Consider the following 18,381-nt stretch of genomic DNA (forward strand, 5'->3'; position numbering starts at 1 on the left):
GATGGGACGGCGATTCTCCTGGGCGGGGGTGAGGGCGGCCGCGGCGATGCGGATGCTGGGGCTCGCGTTCCTGCTTGCCTGCGCCCCCTTGCCCGCGTTAGCCGCCTCTTCTGACGGGGGGCGGCCCCCCGCCACATCCCCGTCGGGGGCGTCTGACCCATGGGCCCGCTTTTCCGGGCCGGAATTCAATCACTTCCCCAGTTCGTTACGGTTGCCCAGCGACGTGGTGACCAGTCTGGCCCAGACCCGCGAAGGCCTGATCTGGTTTGGCACTCTGGGTGGCCTTGTGCGTTTCGACGGCTATCGTACCCAGATCTATCGCGGCGCGGTCGACATGCTGGCGGACGGCCCGTCCAGCGGCACGCCCGACAGCTTGTCCCGCACGCTGCCAGATGCCTATGTGCGGGCCCTGCTCTTCACCGAGGATGGTGGCTTGCTGGTGGGCACCAACGCCGGCGGACTGGTGCGCTTCGATGTCGAGGCCAACGGCTTCCGCACGGTGCCTATCCTGCGCGGCACCGCCGCCAGCCGCGTCATGTCCATGGCTGTGGCGCGTGACGGCGGCGCCTGGATCGTGTCCGACCTGGGGCTGGACCATTACGATCCGGGCACCGGCTCTGTCCGCGCCGTCGCCGATTCAGGCGCAATGGGTGTCAGCCCCCGTCTTTTCGTCGTTTTTGAGGACAGCCGTGGCACCCTCTGGCTGGGGGGGCATCCAGGACTGTATCGCCGCGCCGCCGGCGAAGCGGCGTTCACCCGCGTCGCGGCGCCGGCGGGCGATCCGGCTGCGGCGGAGGCCTTGGCCGACGACATATGGACCCTGTACGAGGATGGCCGGGGCCGTCTGTGGGTCGGCACCGGGGAAAGCGGCGTCCTGGCGATCGATGTGGCCAGCGGTACCGTTCATGGTGTCGCGGGCTTGACCGGGCCTGACAGCGCGGCGGTCCATCATACCGTACGCGCCGTTCTTGAACCGGAAGGCGCGCAGGGGCCGCTGTGGCTTGCCACGGATGGTGCCGGTATCCTGAGCCTGGATCGTGACAGCGGTGTTTTGGCCACGCTGACCCACTCCGACATGGTGGAAAGCTCACTGGCGGGCGATGTGGTGCGGGCGTTGTTGCGTGACCGCGGCGGCAATCTGTGGGTGGGCACCCATCATGGGCTGGATCGGGTCGAACCCGGCGTGAGGGTGGTGTCGACGGTGCAGCGGGCGCCGCCCGACGGCGTCGGTCTTGGCGATCCCGATGTCCACGCGCTGGCCGTCGACGGCCGTGATCGGGTGTGGATGGGTCTGGCGCGGGGGCTGGTGGACGTGCTCGACCTCACCGCCGGCACGATACGGCATCTTCAGCTGCCGGGGGCCGAGCGCGGAAGCGACGTGTTCAGTTTGGCCCCGCTGCCCGATGGCACCATCCTGGCCGGGGGGCGTGGCGTGGCCCGCATCGAACCGGACAGCATGGATATCGTTCCTTCCTGGATTCCGGAATTGGATGATGCGCCGGCATTGTCCCTCGCGGTGGCGGACGATCGTGTGCTGGTTGGCGGCTACGACGGCCTGTACGTGCGCGGCGGCGACGGTACCCTCACCCATTTCGCCCACGACCCGACCGATCCGGAAAGTCTGCCCGCCAATCAGGTGAACAGGATCCTGGTGCAGCCGGCGGGCGCCGGCGTGATCTGGCTGGCGACCATAGGGGGGTTGGCCGTCGCCGATCTGGCCGACCTGCCCCGCCTGCGTTTCCGTACCCTGCGCCGGACGCCCCTCGCCGGCAAGATCGGCGCCTTGCCGCATGATGTCGTCAACGACTTGGCCATGGACGGCGGTGGCAACCTCTGGATCGGCACCTTTGGCGGCGGCGTCGCCGTGCTGACCCCGGCCCAGATGAACGACATGCGCGCCGGCAAAGCGGGAACCGTGACCCCGCGGGTGATCGACGAGATGGATGGGCTGGCCGACAATGCCGTCATGGGGCTGACGGTTGATGGTACGGGCAACGTCTGGGCCACGGCCGGCTCCAGTCTGGTCAAATTCAACGGCCCCGGCTTCCCCCCCCGCGTCATCGGCGCGCGTGACGGGGTCCTGGTGCGCGCCTTCAACACCCAGGCGGCGGCGCGGGGTCCGGGCGGCGAGGTGCTGTTTGGCGGCCTGAGCGGCTTGACCATTGTTCGCCCCGCGGCGCTGCGGCCGTCTTCCCCCGTGGGCGTGCTGGCCATCACCGCGGCGGACGTGAATCACCGGGCGCTGCCCCCCGGCCGGTTGCCGGCGCCGGGGGGAACGCTCACCTTGGGGGCGGGGGTCAAGACCATCCGCCTGGCCCTGTCGCTGCTGGATTTCCGCGCGCCCCAGGATACCCGCTACGCGTATCGGCTGGATGGTTTCGATGAGGACTGGGTGGAGGTCACGGGCGCCCAGCCCCAGGCCGTCTACACCAATCTGCCGCACGGCGATTACACCTTCCGCCTGCGCGCCTGGACCGATCTTCCAGGCCTGATCCTGTCCAACCGGCAGGAGGCGACGGCCGGGTTCGACCCGGATGCCGAACCGCTCGCCACCGGACCGGCCAAGGTGTCCCGAACGGCGGCGGGGCTGGCCATCGCCCCGATGGCGGAACTCGCCTTTCGCCTCAAGGTCCTGCCCCGTTGGTATGAACAGGCCTGGTTCCGCCTGCTGATGGTGTTCGGCGTAGTGGCTGTGCTGGCCTGCGTGCTGGCGGTGCGGACGGAGGCGCAGATGCGGCGTGAACGGGCGCTGGGCCGCATCGTCGCCGCCCGTACCCGCGATTTGCGCAACGCCAATACCAAGCTGGAGCAACTGGCCAGCACCGATCCCCTGACCGGCATCCTGAACCGTCGCCGCTTTTTCGAATTGGCGCGGTTGGAATGCGATCGTTCCCGGCGCTACGGCCGTGGCTTTTCCGTCATCCTGTTCGACCTCGACCACTTCAAGCGCGTCAATGACACCTTTGGCCACCTGATGGGGGACGAGGTGCTGCGCGCCGCGGTGGCGGTGGCGGGCAAGGCCTGCCGTAGCGTGGATCTGCTGGCCCGCTTCGGCGGGGAGGAGGTCATGCTGCTGCTGCCGGAGACTGACATCGCCGGCGCCCAGTTGGTGGCCGAGCGCATCCGCACCGGCCTGGCGGAGATGGAGGTCGCTTACGGTGGCCAGATGGCCCGGATCACGGCCAGCCTGGGCGTGGCCCAATGGCGCAGCCCCGATGAGACGTTGGAGGCGCTGCTGGCCCGGGCCGACGGCGCGCTCTACCAGGCGAAAAAGGGGGGCCGAAACCGCACGGTGCTGGCCTGCAACGAGGTGGAGCGCGCCGGGCGCATGGGCTGGGCCATCGTGCCCTCGGCCGAGGGCGAGGCCGGCGAGCTTCCCATACCGGTCATCGCCGAGGCGCCGCCGCTGGAACCCCTGGCCCGCCTGGCCGGTCTGGGCGATACCGCCCTGGTCGATCCTTATGAGCGCGAGGCGTATGACCGTCCGGTGCCGGCAGCGGGGCCTGAGCCGGACGCGGAAATGCCCGGTGCGGCTTCGGAGTAGAGCGGATCGCGCGAAGGCGCAAATCGTCTCAGCGTGTGACCGGGCCGTGCACCAGGCCGGGGAGGGCCAGCCAGTCCTCCGGCCCGTCCAGCGACAGGCCCGGGTTCCAGCCCCGGTCATGGCCGATGGCGGACCCCCAGCGTTCCAGGAAGGCCAGGCGCTCCTGCTCCACCCGTTCCCGCCGGTCGGAGGCGTAGGGCTCTAGCGCCGTCAGCACGGCATGGGGGGTCCACAGCGTGGCGTACCCCGCCTGTTCCAGGCGCAGGCAGATGTCCACGTCGTTGAAGGCGATGGGGAAGGTGTCGGCGTCGAAACCGCCCACCGCTTCGAAACAGCTGCGGCGGATGGCCATGCAGGCGCTGGCCACGGCGCTGACGCGGTGCGCGCACAGGCCGATACCCAGATCGCCCACCGTGTCACCCGGCCGTCCGGCGAAGCGCGACCCCGCCAGGCGGGCGGCGCCGGGGCCGTTGCCCAGGCCCAGGACGATGCCGCCGTGCATGATCGCGCCGGTGGTGGACAGGACCTTGGCACCCACCGCCCCGATGTCCGGGCGCACCGCCTGCGACACCAGTTCGCGGAGCCAATCGGGGTTCTGCGGTTCCATGTCATTGTTCAGGAACACCAGCACCTCGCCCGCGGCGGCGACGGCGGCGCGGTTCATCATGTCGGCGAAGTTGAAGGGACCGCGGTGGGGAATGACGCGGGCGCCCGGCCGGTCGCGCAGCGCCTCCAGATACTCCAGCGCCTCAGGGTCGCGGGTCTCATGGTCCATCACCACCAGTTCAAAGGCGGGGTAGCGCGTTTCCCCCAGGATGGCCTCGACGCAGGGGCGCAGCAGATCCAGCCGGTCGCGGGTGGGCATGAGCAGGCTGACCACCGGCGGATGCTCCGGCAGGGGCCATATGACGCGGCGGGCGGTGTGGCTTTCCCCCTGGGCGTCCGTCTCCGTCACCGGTTCGGCCAGGGCGCCGGGGTGATGGGCGGCCAGGAAGGACCGCAGGGCGGCCAGTCCGCCCACCGGCAGGGGCCGGCGGCGGCGCAGCAGCACGCGCGGCATGTGGCGGATGTGCGACCGTCCGGCCAGATGCGCCGCTTCCAGCAGCAGGCGGTAGCGGTCCAACTGGCCCGGCGCCTGGCCGATGGCCAGGGCCCGGCGCGCCAGCGCGGTGCGCATGAGCAGCAGCTGGCCGGGATAGACCCCGCTGGATCCGTACAGCAGGTCGGGATCGAAGGCGGGCTTCAGCACCGGGCGCAGGGGATGGCCCAGCCGGTCCGTCCATTCCTCATCGGTGTAGAGGATTTGGGTGTCCGGGTTCTGCGCCAGGGCCAGCACGCACAGCGCCAGGGCGTGGCGGGGCAGCAGGTCGCCGGGGGACAGCAACGCCACCGCGTCGCCCTCCACCTGGGCCAAGGCCGGCAGGCCGGCCCCGCGGCGTTTGACGCGCGGGTCCTGGAAATCGGTGGGCGCGTCGGCGGGCAGCCACAGCTCCCAATTGTCATGAATCTGTCGGGTCAGGCTGTCCACTGTCCGGCGCACGGCCACGGCCCAGGCGGCGGGCTTCAGGCCACTGCTCTCCGGCCCGGGCATGATCAGGCTGAGGCGCGGTGGTGCGGGCAGGCGGGCCAGGGCCACGGAAATATCACCCGCCTCGGTGCGGCGGGGGCCGTCGCGGCGCAGAGTCCAGGCGCGGTAGAAGGACCGCGGCGCCAGGGCCTGCCACAGGCGGCTGGCGACGTCGGCGAACTGGCCCCTGGCCGCCATGCGGCTCAACGCCTGGACCAGGGCCATGCCCGTGGGCCCGCGCAGGGGGCGTGTCGGCGGCGGCGGGGCGGCGTCGATGGCGGCGTCGATGGCGGTGCCGGGCACATGAAGGCCGCCAGGGGTCGCGCCCAGGGGCGCCCCCTCCAACTCATGGCCGGCCACGGCGTCATGCGGTCCCCGCTCGGGGGGGTCGTCCGGGTTCTTCTTGTCCACGTGCCGGTTGCCCCGTCTCCTGGAAAACGGCTTCGGTCCCGGCGGCCTATGGGTGCCCCCGGTCCCCAGAAACAACAAAGCGCCAATCCCGCACCGGTGTGTTCCGGCGCTGATCGGCGCTCCCCCAAATCGGTCGATCCCCATCCCACTCCGGGGTCGGCCGTCGTCGTTCTTGACCGATTCATGGGGGAGAGTGCCCCGCCGGGTCAAGCGGCAATGCGGCCGGCCTGGGAACGGTTCAGAACGGGTGTCGCCAACGCCGGAACCGGCTGCTATCAGACAACCATGATTGATCCCAATCCGTTCCCAGCGCCAGTCTTCCCCGGAACCATGGCCGCCCTGGTCGTGGCCTACCGGCCGGATGACGGCCTGGTGGCATGCCTGGCCGCCGCCGCCGGGGTGGCGGACCGGGTCTATGTGTTCCAGCAGGAGCGGGGTCGGGACGTCGCCGTCGATGCCCTGGTGGACCGGGCGGTGGCCCAGGTGGGTGCCGTCCTGTGGCATGATGCAGCCAACATCGGCCTGGCGGCGGCCCAGAACCGCCTGATGGGCCACGCCCTGGCCGAGGGGGGCGACTGGCTGTTGCTCCTGGACCAGGACAGCCTGGCGCGCCCCGGCCTGCGCGCCGCCTTCGCCGCCGCCCTGGCCCTGGCGCCACCGGACACGGGCCTGCTGGCCGCGCGCAATGTCGAGCGCGAGGGCGGGCCCGACTCGCCTTGGGTGGTCAGCGCCGACGGCCGCCGCTGGACGGTTGCCGGCTTCGCTGGCCCCCTGCTGCCGGATCTGCTGCTGGCTGCGGCCTCGGGCAGCCTGGTCAGCGCCCGCGCCGCCCGCGCCTGCGGGCCCTTGCGCGATGATTTCTTCATCGACTGGGTGGACATCGAATACGCGCTGCGCCTCAGGCGGGCGGGCTTCCGCCTGGTGGCGGTGCGGGACGCCCTGGTCGACCACCGCCTGGGTGCCGTCACCCATGTCCAGGCGGGGACCCGCGCGGTGGCCGTGACCCACCACGCCGCCCGCCGCCGCTGGTTCCAGGCGCGCAACGCCCTGTGGACCTGGCGACTGCACGGGGCGGCCGTGCCGGCCCTGCGGGGCTGGACCCTGCGCATCCTGGTCTCCACCGTGCTCAAGATCGCCCTGCTGGAACGGGGGCGTGTTTCCAAGCTGGCGGCCTTCGCCGGCGGACTATGGCGGGGGGTGTGGCAGGGGCCGCCGGGGCGGCCGGATCCGCGATAGGTCCAATCCCCCCCCCAAAGCCGGGCTTGTCGGCGGCGGGCGGGCGCATTATCAGTCGCCAGGGCTGGCCCCGCGCGTCGGGCGCCCGCGCCGCCGTTCGCGAAAGACGCCGCTCCCATGACCACCGACTGGACCCGGGGCTACGCCTCCGACATCGACTACACCCGGGGCTGGTACCGCGAGTTGTCACCCCTGTGGCTGGACACCGCCCTGGCGCTGGCCGGCGTGGCGCCCCCGCAAGGCGGCGATGGCGCCGTCTGGCTGGAACTGGGCTGTGGCCACGGGCTGTCGGCCCTGGCGTTGGCGGCCGCCCGGCCGGACATGACGGTCATCGCCGTCGATTTCAACCCCACCCACATCCATGGCGCCCAGCGCCTGGCGCGCGCCGCCGGCCTTGCCAACATCCGGCTGATGGAGGCCGACTTCGCCGACCTGGCGGAGGATGCCGCCGGCCTGCTGCCGCCGGTGGATTACGTCGCCCTGCACGGCGTCTACACCTGGGTGGGGGAGGAGAGCCGGGGCCACATCGCCCGCCTGATCAGCCGGCGGCTGAAACCGGGCGGGGCCGCCTATCTCAGCTATAACTGCCTGCCGGGGTGGGCGGCGGCCATGCCGGTGCAGTACCTGCTGAACGCCTACGGCCAGGCGCTGCCCGGGCCGAAGGCCGCCGCCGGTGACCAGGCGCGCGACCTGTTGCTGCATCTGCTGAACCAGGCGGCGGGCTATTTCAGCGGCAACGCCGCCGCCAGCGCCCGGGCTGACCGGCTGCGCGGTGCCACGGCCCCCTATCTGGTGCATGAATACATGCACAGCGGCTGGCGCCCGGCCTACCACGCCCAGGTGGCGGAGGATTTGGCCGCCGCCAAGCTCAGCTATGCCGGCAGTGCCGCCTGGGTGGAAAATTTCCCCGACCTGATGATGACCTGGTCGCAGCAGGAGATGGCGGCATCCGCCCCTACCCGGGCCCTGGCCGAAACGGTGAAGGACTACATCACCAACCAGCCGCTGCGCCGCGACATCTTCGTCCGTGGGCCGTTGACCCTGGACGCGCGCCAGCGGGTGGCCCGGCTGGGTGCCCTGCGCCTGGTGGCGTTGGGGGAGCCCGGGGCGGCGCTGCCGGAATTCACCCTGCCCCTGGGCGCCCCGGATCCGGAAATCTCCCGCCTGTTCCACCCCGTGCTGGCGCTGCTGGCCGGCGGTCCCGCCACCCTGGCCGATTTGGTGGAACATCTGGCCCGCACCCTGGCGGACTGGGGGCCGGACAGCGCCGGCCACCTGCTGCGCGCCATCGCCATCCTGGTGGCGGGTGACGTGCTGGCGCCCTGCCTGGCCGACGCCCAGATCCAGGCGGCCCTGCCCGGCGTGCGCCGCCTGAACCAGGCCCTGCTGGCCGACAGCCTGGTGACCGCCGCCAGCCCCGACACCGACACCCGGTTGCCGGAACGCCTGGCCTCCGCCGTCACCGGCGGCGGCATCCTGGCCTCGGTGGAGGAGATGCGGGCGCTGGCCGCCCATTGGGCGGGGGAGGTCGTCATGCCCACCGACGCCCTGTCCCGCCTGGCGCGCCTCGGCGTGGTGTGACGGGGGATGGGGTGTGGTGTGATCAGCCGCTTTGACGCCCGGCCCCAGCGGGCTTAAGCTCCGCCGCCGCCCTCAGCCTCACCAGACGACGCCCCCATGACCCTCCGTCCCCGCCGCCTTTCCTCGCCAGTTTCGCGGGCCGCCTGATGTTGGCGAAGCTGGTGGTCCTGATCGGGCTGATCGTCCTGGTGTGGAAAGCCTATCAGTGGGGGGCGGCCGCCCAGCGCCGCCGCATGGCCACGGGACCCTCGCCCAGCCCCTCCGTCAGGCGCCAGCCCGGCCCGGCCCCCCGCGCGCCCGAACCGGTGGCCGAGGATTTGCGGGCCTGCGCCGTCTGTGGCGCTTACGTCGCCCGCGCCTCCACCCCCTGCGGCAAGCCCGAGTGCCCGCAGCGGCGCTGACCGCTTCGCCCTGACCGTTGAACGGAAGCCCAAAACGAAGGGGGCGGCCCCGAAGGACCGCCCCGCATTCGGTGCGCATGGGATGAACCCAGCGTGTTAACGGATGGACCGCAACGCATTGGACAGAGCGTGTCCCTAGTTCAAAATGGATGGTGTGCCCAGGATATAGCGCCGATTCAGCGGTTGCAGCGGCCGGGCGTTTGGGGGGAACAGGACGCCGAGGCGGTCGATCTGATCCTGTGACGCGCGCATGGGAACCTGGAGGACCACCCAATGCACGTTCTGGGTGCAGGGGGAGGTGGTCAGCGAGCCTTCATACTGGAAATAAGCGTTGGTGGAGCTTAGGAACAGGAAGGGATCAAGAGTGATCATCCCCGGCTGCCCTCCGGGTTGGGTCGGCGCCGCCCGCAGCACGGTTTCCAGGGTCGGATTTGCCTGGCCCGGGGTGATCAACACGCCGATCACGACGTAATCATCCTTGCCGGTCGTTGTGTTTTGGAAAACCTCGTGCAGTTCCGCAGCCATTCGCTGGCCATTGATGGTGTGTTCGGCGGGATGGTGGAAGTGGAACTGGCGAAGGGCATAGCGGGTCTGGCCCACAGTGATGGACTGGCCGGGGGCGGCGTCGGCCTGGATGGTATGTCCGTCGTTGACCACCGTGAAGGCCCCGGCGCCGTAGGTGTAGCGGATTGGTCCGGGCTGGGCCGGTATGGCGGTGGTCAGGTCCACCGGGGATTGTTGATCGCCAGTCGAGCATAACGGGGTTTCGGTTCCGGTTTGGCCATAGGTGCCGCTGGCACCTCGGCCGTTGTCGGTTGGCGGGGCGTGGCCCGGCCCGACAGAGCAAGCGGCCGTGCCGCCTAGGCCGGTCAGCAACACGATCAGCGCCGACGCACGCGCGACCGTCCATTTCGCATAGGGCATGGGGTCCTCCCTTTCGGATTGAGCATTGGCTGATAAAAAAACAACCAAAGAGGGAAAATTAACCCACAGTACCACCCTTGGCGCTTTTCGCCACTTATGAAATTAAAGATTGTCGATTTTGACAAACAATCCCGTTATGCGGGTGCGCGCGGCGGCGTTCCGGCGAAGGTCACGCCGCGCGGGTCCAGCGGGTTGTCGCTCAGGATGCCAAAGGTGACCGACGCCACCGGCCAACAGGCCATCCCATAGATGAAAAAGTCTCGGCCAGCCGCTCTGGCACCAGAGGTGGCCCCGGTCATTCGGATCAGAACCGACTTATCACGCGTTGCTTCACCCGATTGCCCTGCGGATGGGGCCTGTGTCCGTTGACGTCGCGCGAGTCGATGTGTTGGTCTTGGTTCGAACGGAACGGTTGGAGAGCGACACGTGTCGGGTGAGGCGCAGCTTCGGGAGAAGCTTCGGAAAATCGAGGCCTTGTTCGCCGGGGCGGGAACGATCGGGGAGAGGATCGCGGCAGAGGCGGCGCTGGAGCGGGTCCGGGCGCGGCTCGCGGAGCTGGAACGGCGCGACACGCCGATCGAGATGCAATTCTCGCTGCCCGATCAATGGTCCCGCCGGCTGTTTCTCGCGCTGTGCCGGCGCTATGGGCTGACGCCCTACCGGCTGTACCGGCAACGCCTGACGACGGTGATGCTGCGGGTGCCGAAGGGATTCGTCGACCAGGTGCTGTGGCCGGAGTTCCAGGAGTTGAACAAGGCCCTGACGCAGTATCTGAACGAGGTGACCACCCGGGTCATCCGTGACGAGGTGCACGGCGATACCAGCGAGGCGGCGGAGGTGACCCAGGCCCTGCCGGGCGGCTGAGCCTGGGCGGGATCCCCGGCCGTACCAGCGCCCATCCCGCGACGTGCCGGAAAGGACGCCCGCGCGGGCGGGATGGGCGCCGGTAGGTCCGCCGCCGCCCCGTCCCCTCCCGCGCGGGTGTGGCCCCGGTTAAACCGTCACCACCACCCGGCCGTTGATCGTGCCGGCGCGCAGGCGGTCCAGGACGCTGTTGATGGCGTCCAGGGGCTGGACCTCCACCTGCGCCGTCACCTTGCCCTCGCCGGCGAAGGCCAGGGCCTCGGCCAGGTCGGCGCGGGTGCCGACGATGCTGCCGCGCACGGTGATGCGGTTCAGCACCACGTCGAAGATGGGCAGGCCGAATTCGCCGGGCGGCAGGCCGATCAGGGCCACCGTGCCGTGGCGGCGGCTCATGCCCACAGCCTGGGCGAAGGCGGGGCGGGACACGGCCGTCACCAGCACGCCATGGGCGCCGCCGATGTCGCTGTGCAGGCGCTTGGCCGGGTCCTCCTTCAGGGCGTTGACCGTCAGGTCGGCGCCCAGGCGCCGCGCCAGGTCCAGCTTGTCGTCCGCCACGTCGATGGCGGCCACGTGCAGTCCCATGGCCTTGGCGTACTGCACCGCCACGTGGCCCAGCCCGCCGATGCCGGAGATGGCGACCCATTGGCCGGGCCGGGCCTCCGTCTCCTTCAGGCCCTTATAGACGGTGACGCCGGCGCACAGGATGGGGGCGATCTCCTCGAACCCGACATTGTCGGGCAGGCGGCCGACGAAGTTGGGATCGGCCAGGACGTATTCGGCATAGCCGCCGTTGACGGAATAGCCGGTGTTCTGCTGGGCGGTGCACAGCGTCTCCCACCCCGTCAGGCAATGCTCGCAATGGCCGCAGGCGGTGTAAAGCCAGGGCACGCCCACCCGGTCGCCTTCCTTCACGGTGGTGACGCCGGCGCCGACGGCGGCGACATAGCCCACGCCCTCATGGCCGGGGATGAAGGGCGGCTGCGGCTTCACCGGCCAGTCGCCATCGGCGGCGTGCAGGTCGGTATGGCAGACGCCGCTGGCCTGGATGCGCACCAGGATCTGGCCGGGTCCGACCTCGGGCACCGGTATTTCGCGGATTTCCAGCGGCTGGCCCAGGGTGTGGACGACTGCGGCCTTCATGGTCCGGGGCAGGGAATGGGACATGGGCTCGGCACCTTCATCTAGGGGCGAATGGCAAGGGGGCCTGACTGGTGGGCCGGCCCTCCGTGACCGGCATGAAACACCCCGCCGGCGCCGGTCACCATGACCCAGGTCAAGGGGGGCGGCGGTATCAGGCGCCCTCCGCCGGGCCCGCCGCCGCCAGCACCGCCTGGCGCACCTCCGGCGGCAGGCGGTCCAGCACGCCGGCCACGCCGCGCAGGGCCGTCCGCAGGCCGTACACCTGATCGATCAGGGACAGCACCAGGGGCAGGGTGTCCTCCGCCACGCCCATGTCGTGGCGGATGTCGCGAATCAGGCCCACGCGGGCCACGTCGACGGGATGGAAGCGCCAGTCGGCCGCATGCTCCGGCGCGCGGTCGCCATCCGGCCGTACCCAGCCGCGCGCCACCCACCCATGGATTTCCTGTGGCTCCAGGTCGGGAAAGCGGGCCACCACCGCCTCGAACGTCAAAAGGGTCAGCGTGCTCATGGCGTCATCCTCCCACCAGGTCCTTGCGGGGGTCGGTGTCATCCCGGGGCGTCCAGCCCGCCAGGAAGGCCGCCAGCTCCGGCTCCTCCCCCGTGGGCAGCACCACCTTCAGCTCCACCACCTGGTGGCCCTGGCGGATGCCCCGCCCCTTCAGGCGCAGGCGGGTGCCGCTGTTGGACCGGGGCGGCACGGTCAGCATGACGCCGCCGTGCACGGTGGGCACCTTGACCTTGGCGCCCAGCACCGCCTCCTTCAGGGTGACGGGCAGTTCGATGACGATGTCGTCCCCCTCGCGACGGAACAGGGGGTGGGGCGCCACCGCCACCTCCACCAGGGCGTCGCCACGGGGGCCGCCGTTCATCCCCGGCCCGCCCCTGCCCGCCAGGCGCAGCGCCTGGCCGTCCTTGATGCCGGCGGGGATGGTGACGTCCAGCACCTGTCCGTCCGGCAGGGTCAGGCGGCGGGTGGCGCCCTTGGCCGCCGTCAGGAAATCCACCGCCAGGGAATACTGGGCGTCCGCCCCCCGCAGGGGAAAGCCGCCGCCCGGTCCGGCCCCCTGGCCGCCCATTCCCTGGCCAAACGCCCGGCGCAACAGGCTTTCCAGGTCATCATGGTCGAAGCCGCCAAAACCGTCGGCGCCGTCAGCGGCCTGATAGCGGCCGTGCCCGGCATCGAAGGGCCCGCCGGCATGCTGGCGATAATAGCCGCCGCCGGCCGGGCCGCGCGGCCCGGTCTCGGCGCCGGTGGCGTCGATCTCCCCCCGGTCGAAGCGGGCGCGCTTTTCCGGGTCGGACAGCAGGGCGTAGGCGAGGGAGATGTCCTTGAACTTGGCCTCGGCCTCCGGCTTGCCGGGGTTCAGGTCCGGATGATGCCGCTTGGCCAGGGTGCGATAGGCGCTGCGGATGGTTTTCTCGTCGGCGTCGCGGGCGACGCCCAGCAGGGCATAGGGATCCACCGGGGCTTACCTCATTCCAGGGGCCGGACCAGGGCTGAAGAAGAAATCGGCCACCGGGGCGGAACGGCCGGCCGGCCGGGACGGGCCGCCCTCCGTCCCCGGGCGGCGCAACAGGGCCTCCGCTTGCCGCAGCACCATCTCGGGCGTGGGACCGGCATCCAGGATAGACCAGCGCACGTCGCCGGCGCCCTGGCGCATTTGGCTAAGCAGGACGGCGAGATCCGCGTCGGACGCGTCGCGGGCCGGGGTCTGCGCGCGGTGGCGCACGCGGTCGGCCATCACCTCCTCCGACGCCCGCAGCCACAGGCCGGTGAACCGGGCGTGGGCCTGGGCGGCCAGATTCGCCGCCAAGGCCCGCTCCTCGGGTCGCGCGAACACCGCGTCCAGGATGACGCTGCGCCCGGCGGCCAGGCAGGTGGCGGCCTGGAGGCGGAGGCGGTCGTACACCGCGGCGCTCACGGCCGGCGTGTAGGCGTCGGCCGGCAGGGCCTGTTCCGGCGCCAGGTCGAACAACTGCTTGCGGATGACGTCGCTGCGCAGGACCCGGGCGCCGGGCGCGGCCCCCATCAGGGGGGCCAGCGCGCGGGCCAGTGTCGACTTTCCCGTGCCACTGAAGCCGCCCACCGCGACGACGCGCGGACGGTCGCGGCGCAGGAAGTCCAGCGCCAGTTGCAGATAGCGGTCGGCCTCCACCGCACCGGCGGTCTTCTGGGTGGGGGTGGTCTGCCGCCGGGACGCCGCGGCCGTCACCTGGGCCCGCACCGCCGCCCGCACCGAGAGGAACAGGGGCAGGGCCGGCAGGCCGCCCACCGCCAGGCCCTCGCGGCCGGGCATGTCCTCCCCGGTCAGGTCCAGATAGCGGTTCAGCACCAGGCTGGCCAGATCCCCCCGGTCGCGGAAACACAGATCCATCAGCAGGAAGGCCAGGTCGTACAGCACGTCGGTGCGCGCCAGGTCCGGGTCGAACTCGATGGCGTCGAAGGGGGTGGGCGTGCCGTCGACCAGACAGACGTTGCCCAGGTGCAGATCGCCATGGCAGTCGCGCACCCGGCCCGCGTCCCGCCGCAGGTCCAGCAGGGGCGCCTGCACCGCCAGCGCCGTCTGGATTCGCGTGTTCCAGGCGCGGATGTCGGATGCCGAGAAGGCGTCGCCCGGCTTGAGGTTGGCGCGGGTGATGGCGATGGCCTGCTCTAGGCCCGCCGCCCCGCCGCCGTCGTTGCGCGCCGGCTGGGCCCGGTGCAGCCGGGCCAGCCGGTCGGCCAGATCCAGCATCAGCTGGGGCGTCAGCCGCCCTTGCGTCGCCATGCGGTCCAGCAGGGCGTCCTGGTCGAAACGGCGCATGACCAGCAGCCAGTCGACCACTTCGGCCCCGGGCAGGGACGGCTCCTCCTCCCCCGCCGGCCATTCCGGTCCCAGCAGCAGGTGCCCGTCAACGCGCAGGACGGGGCGCAGGCCCAGGTACAGATGCGGGGCGAAGCGGCGGTTGACCGACAGCTCGGCCAGGCAGAAATGCCGCCGCCGCTCCACCGTGGAATAGTCCAGATAGGAATAGCGCACGGCCCGCTTCAACTTGTAGGCGCGGTCGCCGGCCAGGAAGACATGGGAGATGTGGGTGTCGATGCGCTCCACCCGTCCCCGGGCGCCGAAGGCCTCCGGATAGGCCAGGAAGGCAAGGGTCTCGGTCTGGTCATCCATGGCTGGGCTTCTTTCGCCTGAGGGCTGGCACCGGAATCATTGGCCGGGGGCCGTCGTTGCAAAACAGTAGCGCCGCCGTCGCCTCCCCGCCTTGAGCGGGATCAAGTCCGGGGTGGTGGCCGGAACATGCGTGCCACACCCGCGCCAAAAGGGGGCGCGCATGCGGGAAACGCGCCGGTCGGTGCCTTGATTTGGTGTTCCCCCGCCTTGTAAGGTGCGCCGCAACGCAACAAAGGGCCGGGGAGGACGGGTTTCACGACCCCATGACGCTCCTTTTCCGCCCTTCCAGTGGTGAAGACGGTCAGGCAATGGCGGCCTCAGGCGCGGCGAAGCTCAGTTTCCAGGGATTAATCCTGACGCTCCACCAGTTCTGGTCGGAGCAGGGGGCCCTGATCCTCCAGCCCTATGACATGGAGATGGGGGCCGGTACCTTCCACCCGTCCACCACCTTGCGCGCGCTGGGCGCCACGCCGTGGAAGGCCGCCTTCGTGCAGCCGTCGCGCCGCCCCAAGGACGGCCGCTATGGCGAGAACCCCAACCGCCTGCACCAGCACCACCAGTACCAGGTGATCCTGAAGCCCTCGCCGGCGGACGTGCAGGAGATCTACCTGGAAAGCCTGCGGCGCGTGGGCATCGACCCGGCGCAGCACGACATCCGCTTCGTCGAGGACGATTGGGAAAGCCCCACCCTGGGCGCCTGGGGCCTGGGCTGGGAAGTGTGGTGCGACGGCATGGAGGTGACGCAGTTCACCTACTTCCAGCAGGTGGGCGGCATCGAATGCGAGGTCGTGGCGGCGGAGCTGACCTACGGCCTGGAACGCCTGGCCATGTACATCCAGAACGTCGAGAACGTGTACGACCTGGACTTCAACGGCCAGGGCGTGAAGTACGGCGACGTCTATCATCGCAATGAGCGGGAACAGAGCGCCTATAACTTCGAATACGCTGACATCGATTTGCTCAAGAAGTATTTCGACGATGCGGTGGAGCAGTGCGAAATACTTATATCGAAGAATCTCGCGTGGCCCGCATATGAGTGGTGCATCAAGGCTTCGCACAATTTCAACCTGCTGGACGCTCGGGGTGCGATCTCCGTTCTAGAGCGGCAGAGCTACATCCTGCGGGTGCGCAACCTGGCCAAGGCCTGCTGCGAGGCCTGGGTGGCCGGCGATAAGAAAGTGGACTGGACCCTTCCTGGGACCGTGTCCGGTAAGGGGGCCTGAACCATGGCCGAGCTGCTGATCGAGCTGTTTTCCGAAGAAATCCCCGCCCGCATGCAGGTGCGCGCGGCCGAAGAGCTTAAGCGTCTGGTCACGGAGCCATTGCTTCAAGCCGGCCTTACCTTTGAGGTCGCGCGAGCATTCAGCACCCCCCGGCGTCTTACTCTCGTTGTGCAAGGGCTTCCAGAGTCTAGCCCACCGCTACGGACTGAGAAGAAAGGCCCTCGAGTCGGTGCTCCTGACGCAGCGATAGAGGGATTTCTACGAGGGGCTGCTTTGACCAGTCTGGATCAATGTCACCAAATAGACACCGGGAAAGGTGTCTTTTGGTTCGCGATCTACGAGCAGCCTGGCAGAGCCACAATAGAATTTGTGCAAACAATTCTGAATACCGTTCTTTGGAATTTCCCCTGGCCCAAATCAATGAAATGGGGGAATAGTGTTTTTCGTTGGGTGCGGCCACTTCAGTCAATTTTAGTGTTGTTTAAAGAAAATGTAGTGCCTGGCAATCTAACGCTCGGAACTACCGCATCGAATGCGAACTCGCAAATTATAGAATATGGCGACACCACGCGCGGCCACCGCTTCCTGGCGCCCGGCGTGCTGACCATCCGCGACTTCGCCGATTACCAGGAAAGGCTGGCCGGCGCCTTCGTCGTGCTGGATCGCGAGGCGCGCAAGGCCCGCATCCTGGAGCAGGCCAACGCGCTCGCCGCCGCCGAGGGCCTGGCCCTGCGCGACGATCCCGGCCTGCTGGAGGAAGTGGCCGGCCTGGTGGAATGGCCGGTGGGTCTGATCGGCACCATCGACCAGGCCTTCATGGACGTGCCGGCCGAGGTGCTCACCACCTCCATGCGTACGCACCAGCGCTACTTCGCCCTGGAAACGGCGGACGGCAAGCTGGCGCCCCGCTTCGTCCTGATGGCCAACCGCACCAATGAGGATGGCGGCAAGGCCGTGGTGGCGGGGAACGAGCGCGTGCTGCGCGCCCGCCTGTCGGACGCCAAGTTCTTCTGGGACCTGGACCGCAAGGTGCCGCTGGAAGACCAGGCCAGGAAGCTGGCCGAGATCACCTTCCATGCCAAGCTGGGCACCACGGCGGCCAAGGTCCACCGGGTGGAAGGCCTGGCGGTGGTGATCGCCCAGGCCATCGGTGCCGACGGGGATGCCACCCGCCGCGCCGCGCGCCTGGCCAAGGCCGATCTGGTCACCGGCCTGGTTGGCGAGTTTCCCGAGGTGCAGGGCGTCGTCGGCCGCTACATCGCCTATGAGCAGGGCGAAAGCGCCGCCGTGGCCGAGGCCATCGCCGACCATTACAAGCCCCTGGGGCCGGGCGACAGCTGCCCCACGGCACCCGTGTCGGTGGCCGTGGCGCTGGCCGACAAGATCGACACGCTGGTGGCCTTCTTCGGCATTGATGAGAAGCCCACCGGCTCCCGCGATCCCTACGCCTTGCGCCGTGCGGCCCTGGGTGTCATCCGCCTGGTGGTGGAAAACGGCCTGCGCCTGGACCTGGGCGACCTGTTCCTGGCGGCCCGTGGCCAGCTCGGCCTGGACAACGCCGCCCTGGATGGCGAGCTGCTGGCCTTCTTCGCCGATCGCCTGGTGGTGGCGCTGCGCGAGAAGGGTGTGCGCCATGACCTGATCGCCGCCGCCCTGGCGGGTCGGGCCGAGGGCGACCTGGTCCGCCTGCTGGCCCGGGTGGACGCGCTGGCCGGCTTCGTCGGCACCGACGACGGCGCCAACCTGCTGGCCGCCTTCCGCCGGGCCGCCAACATTCTGCGCATCGAGGAGAAGAAGGACGGCCATGCCCATGACGGGCTGCCGGACGCCGACCTGTTGCGGCTGGATGAGGAAAAGGCCCTGGCGGCGGCGCTGGCCGACGCGCGGGGCGCCTCGGAACCGGCGCTGGCCGCCGAGGACTACGTCGGCACCATGGCGGCCCTGGCCACCTTGCGCGGGCCGGTGGACGCCTTCTTCGACAAGGTGACGGTGAACGCGGACGATCCGGCCCTGCGGGCCAACCGGCTGCGTCTGCTGGCCGGTATCCGTCGCACGCTGAACCATGTGGCGGATTTCTCGGTCATCGAGGGGTGAGTCGCGGGGGCCGGGAAACCGGCCCCCGTTTTCGTAAGGGCCGCCCGCGCCCACCGCATCGGGCGGTCACAATCTTGGCCCTTCCGCTGGCCAGGATTGTTTGCAAGGCTTTGATATTGGTAGGCGTGACAAAACGGGATCGGCCCTGGGCCGGTATCCGAAAAAAACACAAGTGCAGCAGAACTTCGGGGAAACTGGCGCGGGTGGCGGCCCTCAACAACATCAGGCAGCCGCC

The 18,381-nt window shown here is 69.8% G+C and carries 13 protein-coding genes; 7 read left to right on the forward strand and 6 right to left on the reverse strand.

Annotation, left to right across the window (positions count from 1 at the left end; genetic code table 11):
• Positions 1–52 precede the first annotated feature (52 nt).
• Positions 53–3,544 (forward strand): ligand-binding sensor domain-containing diguanylate cyclase, encoded by a 3,492-nt coding sequence (locus tag FHS74_RS14145; RefSeq protein WP_246463129.1) that lies wholly within the window; start codon positions 53–55, stop codon positions 3,542–3,544.
• A 28-nt stretch (positions 3,545–3,572) separates the two neighbouring features.
• On the opposite strand, the gene FHS74_RS31165 is transcribed toward FHS74_RS14145, so the two are convergent.
• On the reverse strand, positions 3,573–5,522 hold the full coding sequence (locus FHS74_RS31165) for a glycosyltransferase (RefSeq protein WP_184801566.1): 1,950 nt from the start codon (positions 5,520–5,522) through the stop codon (positions 3,573–3,575).
• Positions 5,523–5,852: 330 nt separating this feature from the next.
• Between FHS74_RS31165 and FHS74_RS14155 the strand changes: the two genes are divergently transcribed.
• From FHS74_RS14155 to FHS74_RS14165, 3 genes are all read left to right on the forward strand, one after another.
• Entirely contained in the window at positions 5,853–6,758 is a 906-nt protein-coding gene (locus FHS74_RS14155) for a glycosyltransferase family protein (RefSeq protein ID WP_184801568.1), read from the forward strand.
• 117 nt (positions 6,759–6,875) lie between these two features.
• Positions 6,876–8,339: a class I SAM-dependent methyltransferase gene (locus FHS74_RS14160; RefSeq protein ID WP_184801570.1), complete on the forward strand. Its 1,464-nt coding sequence runs from the start codon at positions 6,876–6,878 to the stop codon at positions 8,337–8,339.
• Positions 8,340–8,485: 146 nt separating this feature from the next.
• Entirely contained in the window at positions 8,486–8,740 is a 255-nt protein-coding gene (locus tag FHS74_RS14165) for a hypothetical protein (RefSeq protein ID WP_184801572.1), read from the forward strand.
• Between the two features lie 135 nt (positions 8,741–8,875).
• Here FHS74_RS14165 and FHS74_RS14170 read toward each other — a convergent pair whose 3' ends face one another.
• Positions 8,876–9,739 (reverse strand): carbonic anhydrase family protein, encoded by an 864-nt coding sequence (locus FHS74_RS14170; protein ID WP_184801574.1) that lies wholly within the window; start codon positions 9,737–9,739, stop codon positions 8,876–8,878.
• Between the two features lie 351 nt (positions 9,740–10,090).
• Here FHS74_RS14170 and FHS74_RS14175 point away from each other — a divergent pair, with 351 nt between their 5' ends.
• The gene (locus FHS74_RS14175) at positions 10,091–10,528 is read left to right on the forward strand and encodes a hypothetical protein (protein WP_184801576.1); all 438 of its coding nucleotides are present in this window, start codon (positions 10,091–10,093) and stop codon (positions 10,526–10,528) included.
• 129 nt (positions 10,529–10,657) lie between these two features.
• On the opposite strand, the gene adhP is transcribed toward FHS74_RS14175, so the two are convergent.
• The 4 genes from adhP to FHS74_RS14195 form a co-directional block, all read right to left on the reverse strand.
• Positions 10,658–11,692, reverse strand: a complete 1,035-nt coding sequence (gene adhP, locus FHS74_RS14180) for an alcohol dehydrogenase AdhP (protein ID WP_184801578.1) — start codon at positions 11,690–11,692, stop codon at positions 10,658–10,660.
• 127 nt (positions 11,693–11,819) lie between these two features.
• Positions 11,820–12,179 carry a chaperone modulator CbpM gene (locus tag FHS74_RS14185; RefSeq protein ID WP_184801580.1) on the reverse strand — a complete coding sequence of 120 codons (360 nt, stop codon included), beginning with the start codon at positions 12,177–12,179 and terminating at the stop codon, positions 11,820–11,822.
• Positions 12,180–12,183: 4 nt separating this feature from the next.
• Positions 12,184–13,134 carry a DnaJ C-terminal domain-containing protein gene (locus FHS74_RS14190; protein WP_184801582.1) on the reverse strand — a complete coding sequence of 317 codons (951 nt, stop codon included), beginning with the start codon at positions 13,132–13,134 and terminating at the stop codon, positions 12,184–12,186.
• Between the two features lie 6 nt (positions 13,135–13,140).
• Positions 13,141–14,829, reverse strand: a complete 1,689-nt coding sequence (locus FHS74_RS14195; RefSeq protein WP_184801584.1) for a bifunctional aminoglycoside phosphotransferase/ATP-binding protein — start codon at positions 14,827–14,829, stop codon at positions 13,141–13,143.
• Between the two features lie 308 nt (positions 14,830–15,137).
• Between FHS74_RS14195 and FHS74_RS14200 the strand changes: the two genes are divergently transcribed.
• Both FHS74_RS14200 and glyS read left to right on the forward strand, forming a co-directional pair.
• Positions 15,138–16,052, forward strand: a complete 915-nt coding sequence (locus FHS74_RS14200) for a glycine--tRNA ligase subunit alpha (RefSeq protein WP_184801586.1) — start codon at positions 15,138–15,140, stop codon at positions 16,050–16,052.
• A 3-nt stretch (positions 16,053–16,055) separates the two neighbouring features.
• Positions 16,056–18,146 carry a glycine--tRNA ligase subunit beta gene (gene glyS, locus FHS74_RS14205; RefSeq protein WP_184801588.1) on the forward strand — a complete coding sequence of 697 codons (2,091 nt, stop codon included), beginning with the start codon at positions 16,056–16,058 and terminating at the stop codon, positions 18,144–18,146.
• Positions 18,147–18,381 lie beyond the last annotated feature (235 nt).

This window comes from Nitrospirillum iridis (assembly GCF_014205765.1).
Classification (GTDB): domain Bacteria; phylum Pseudomonadota; class Alphaproteobacteria; order Azospirillales; family Azospirillaceae; genus Nitrospirillum; species Nitrospirillum iridis.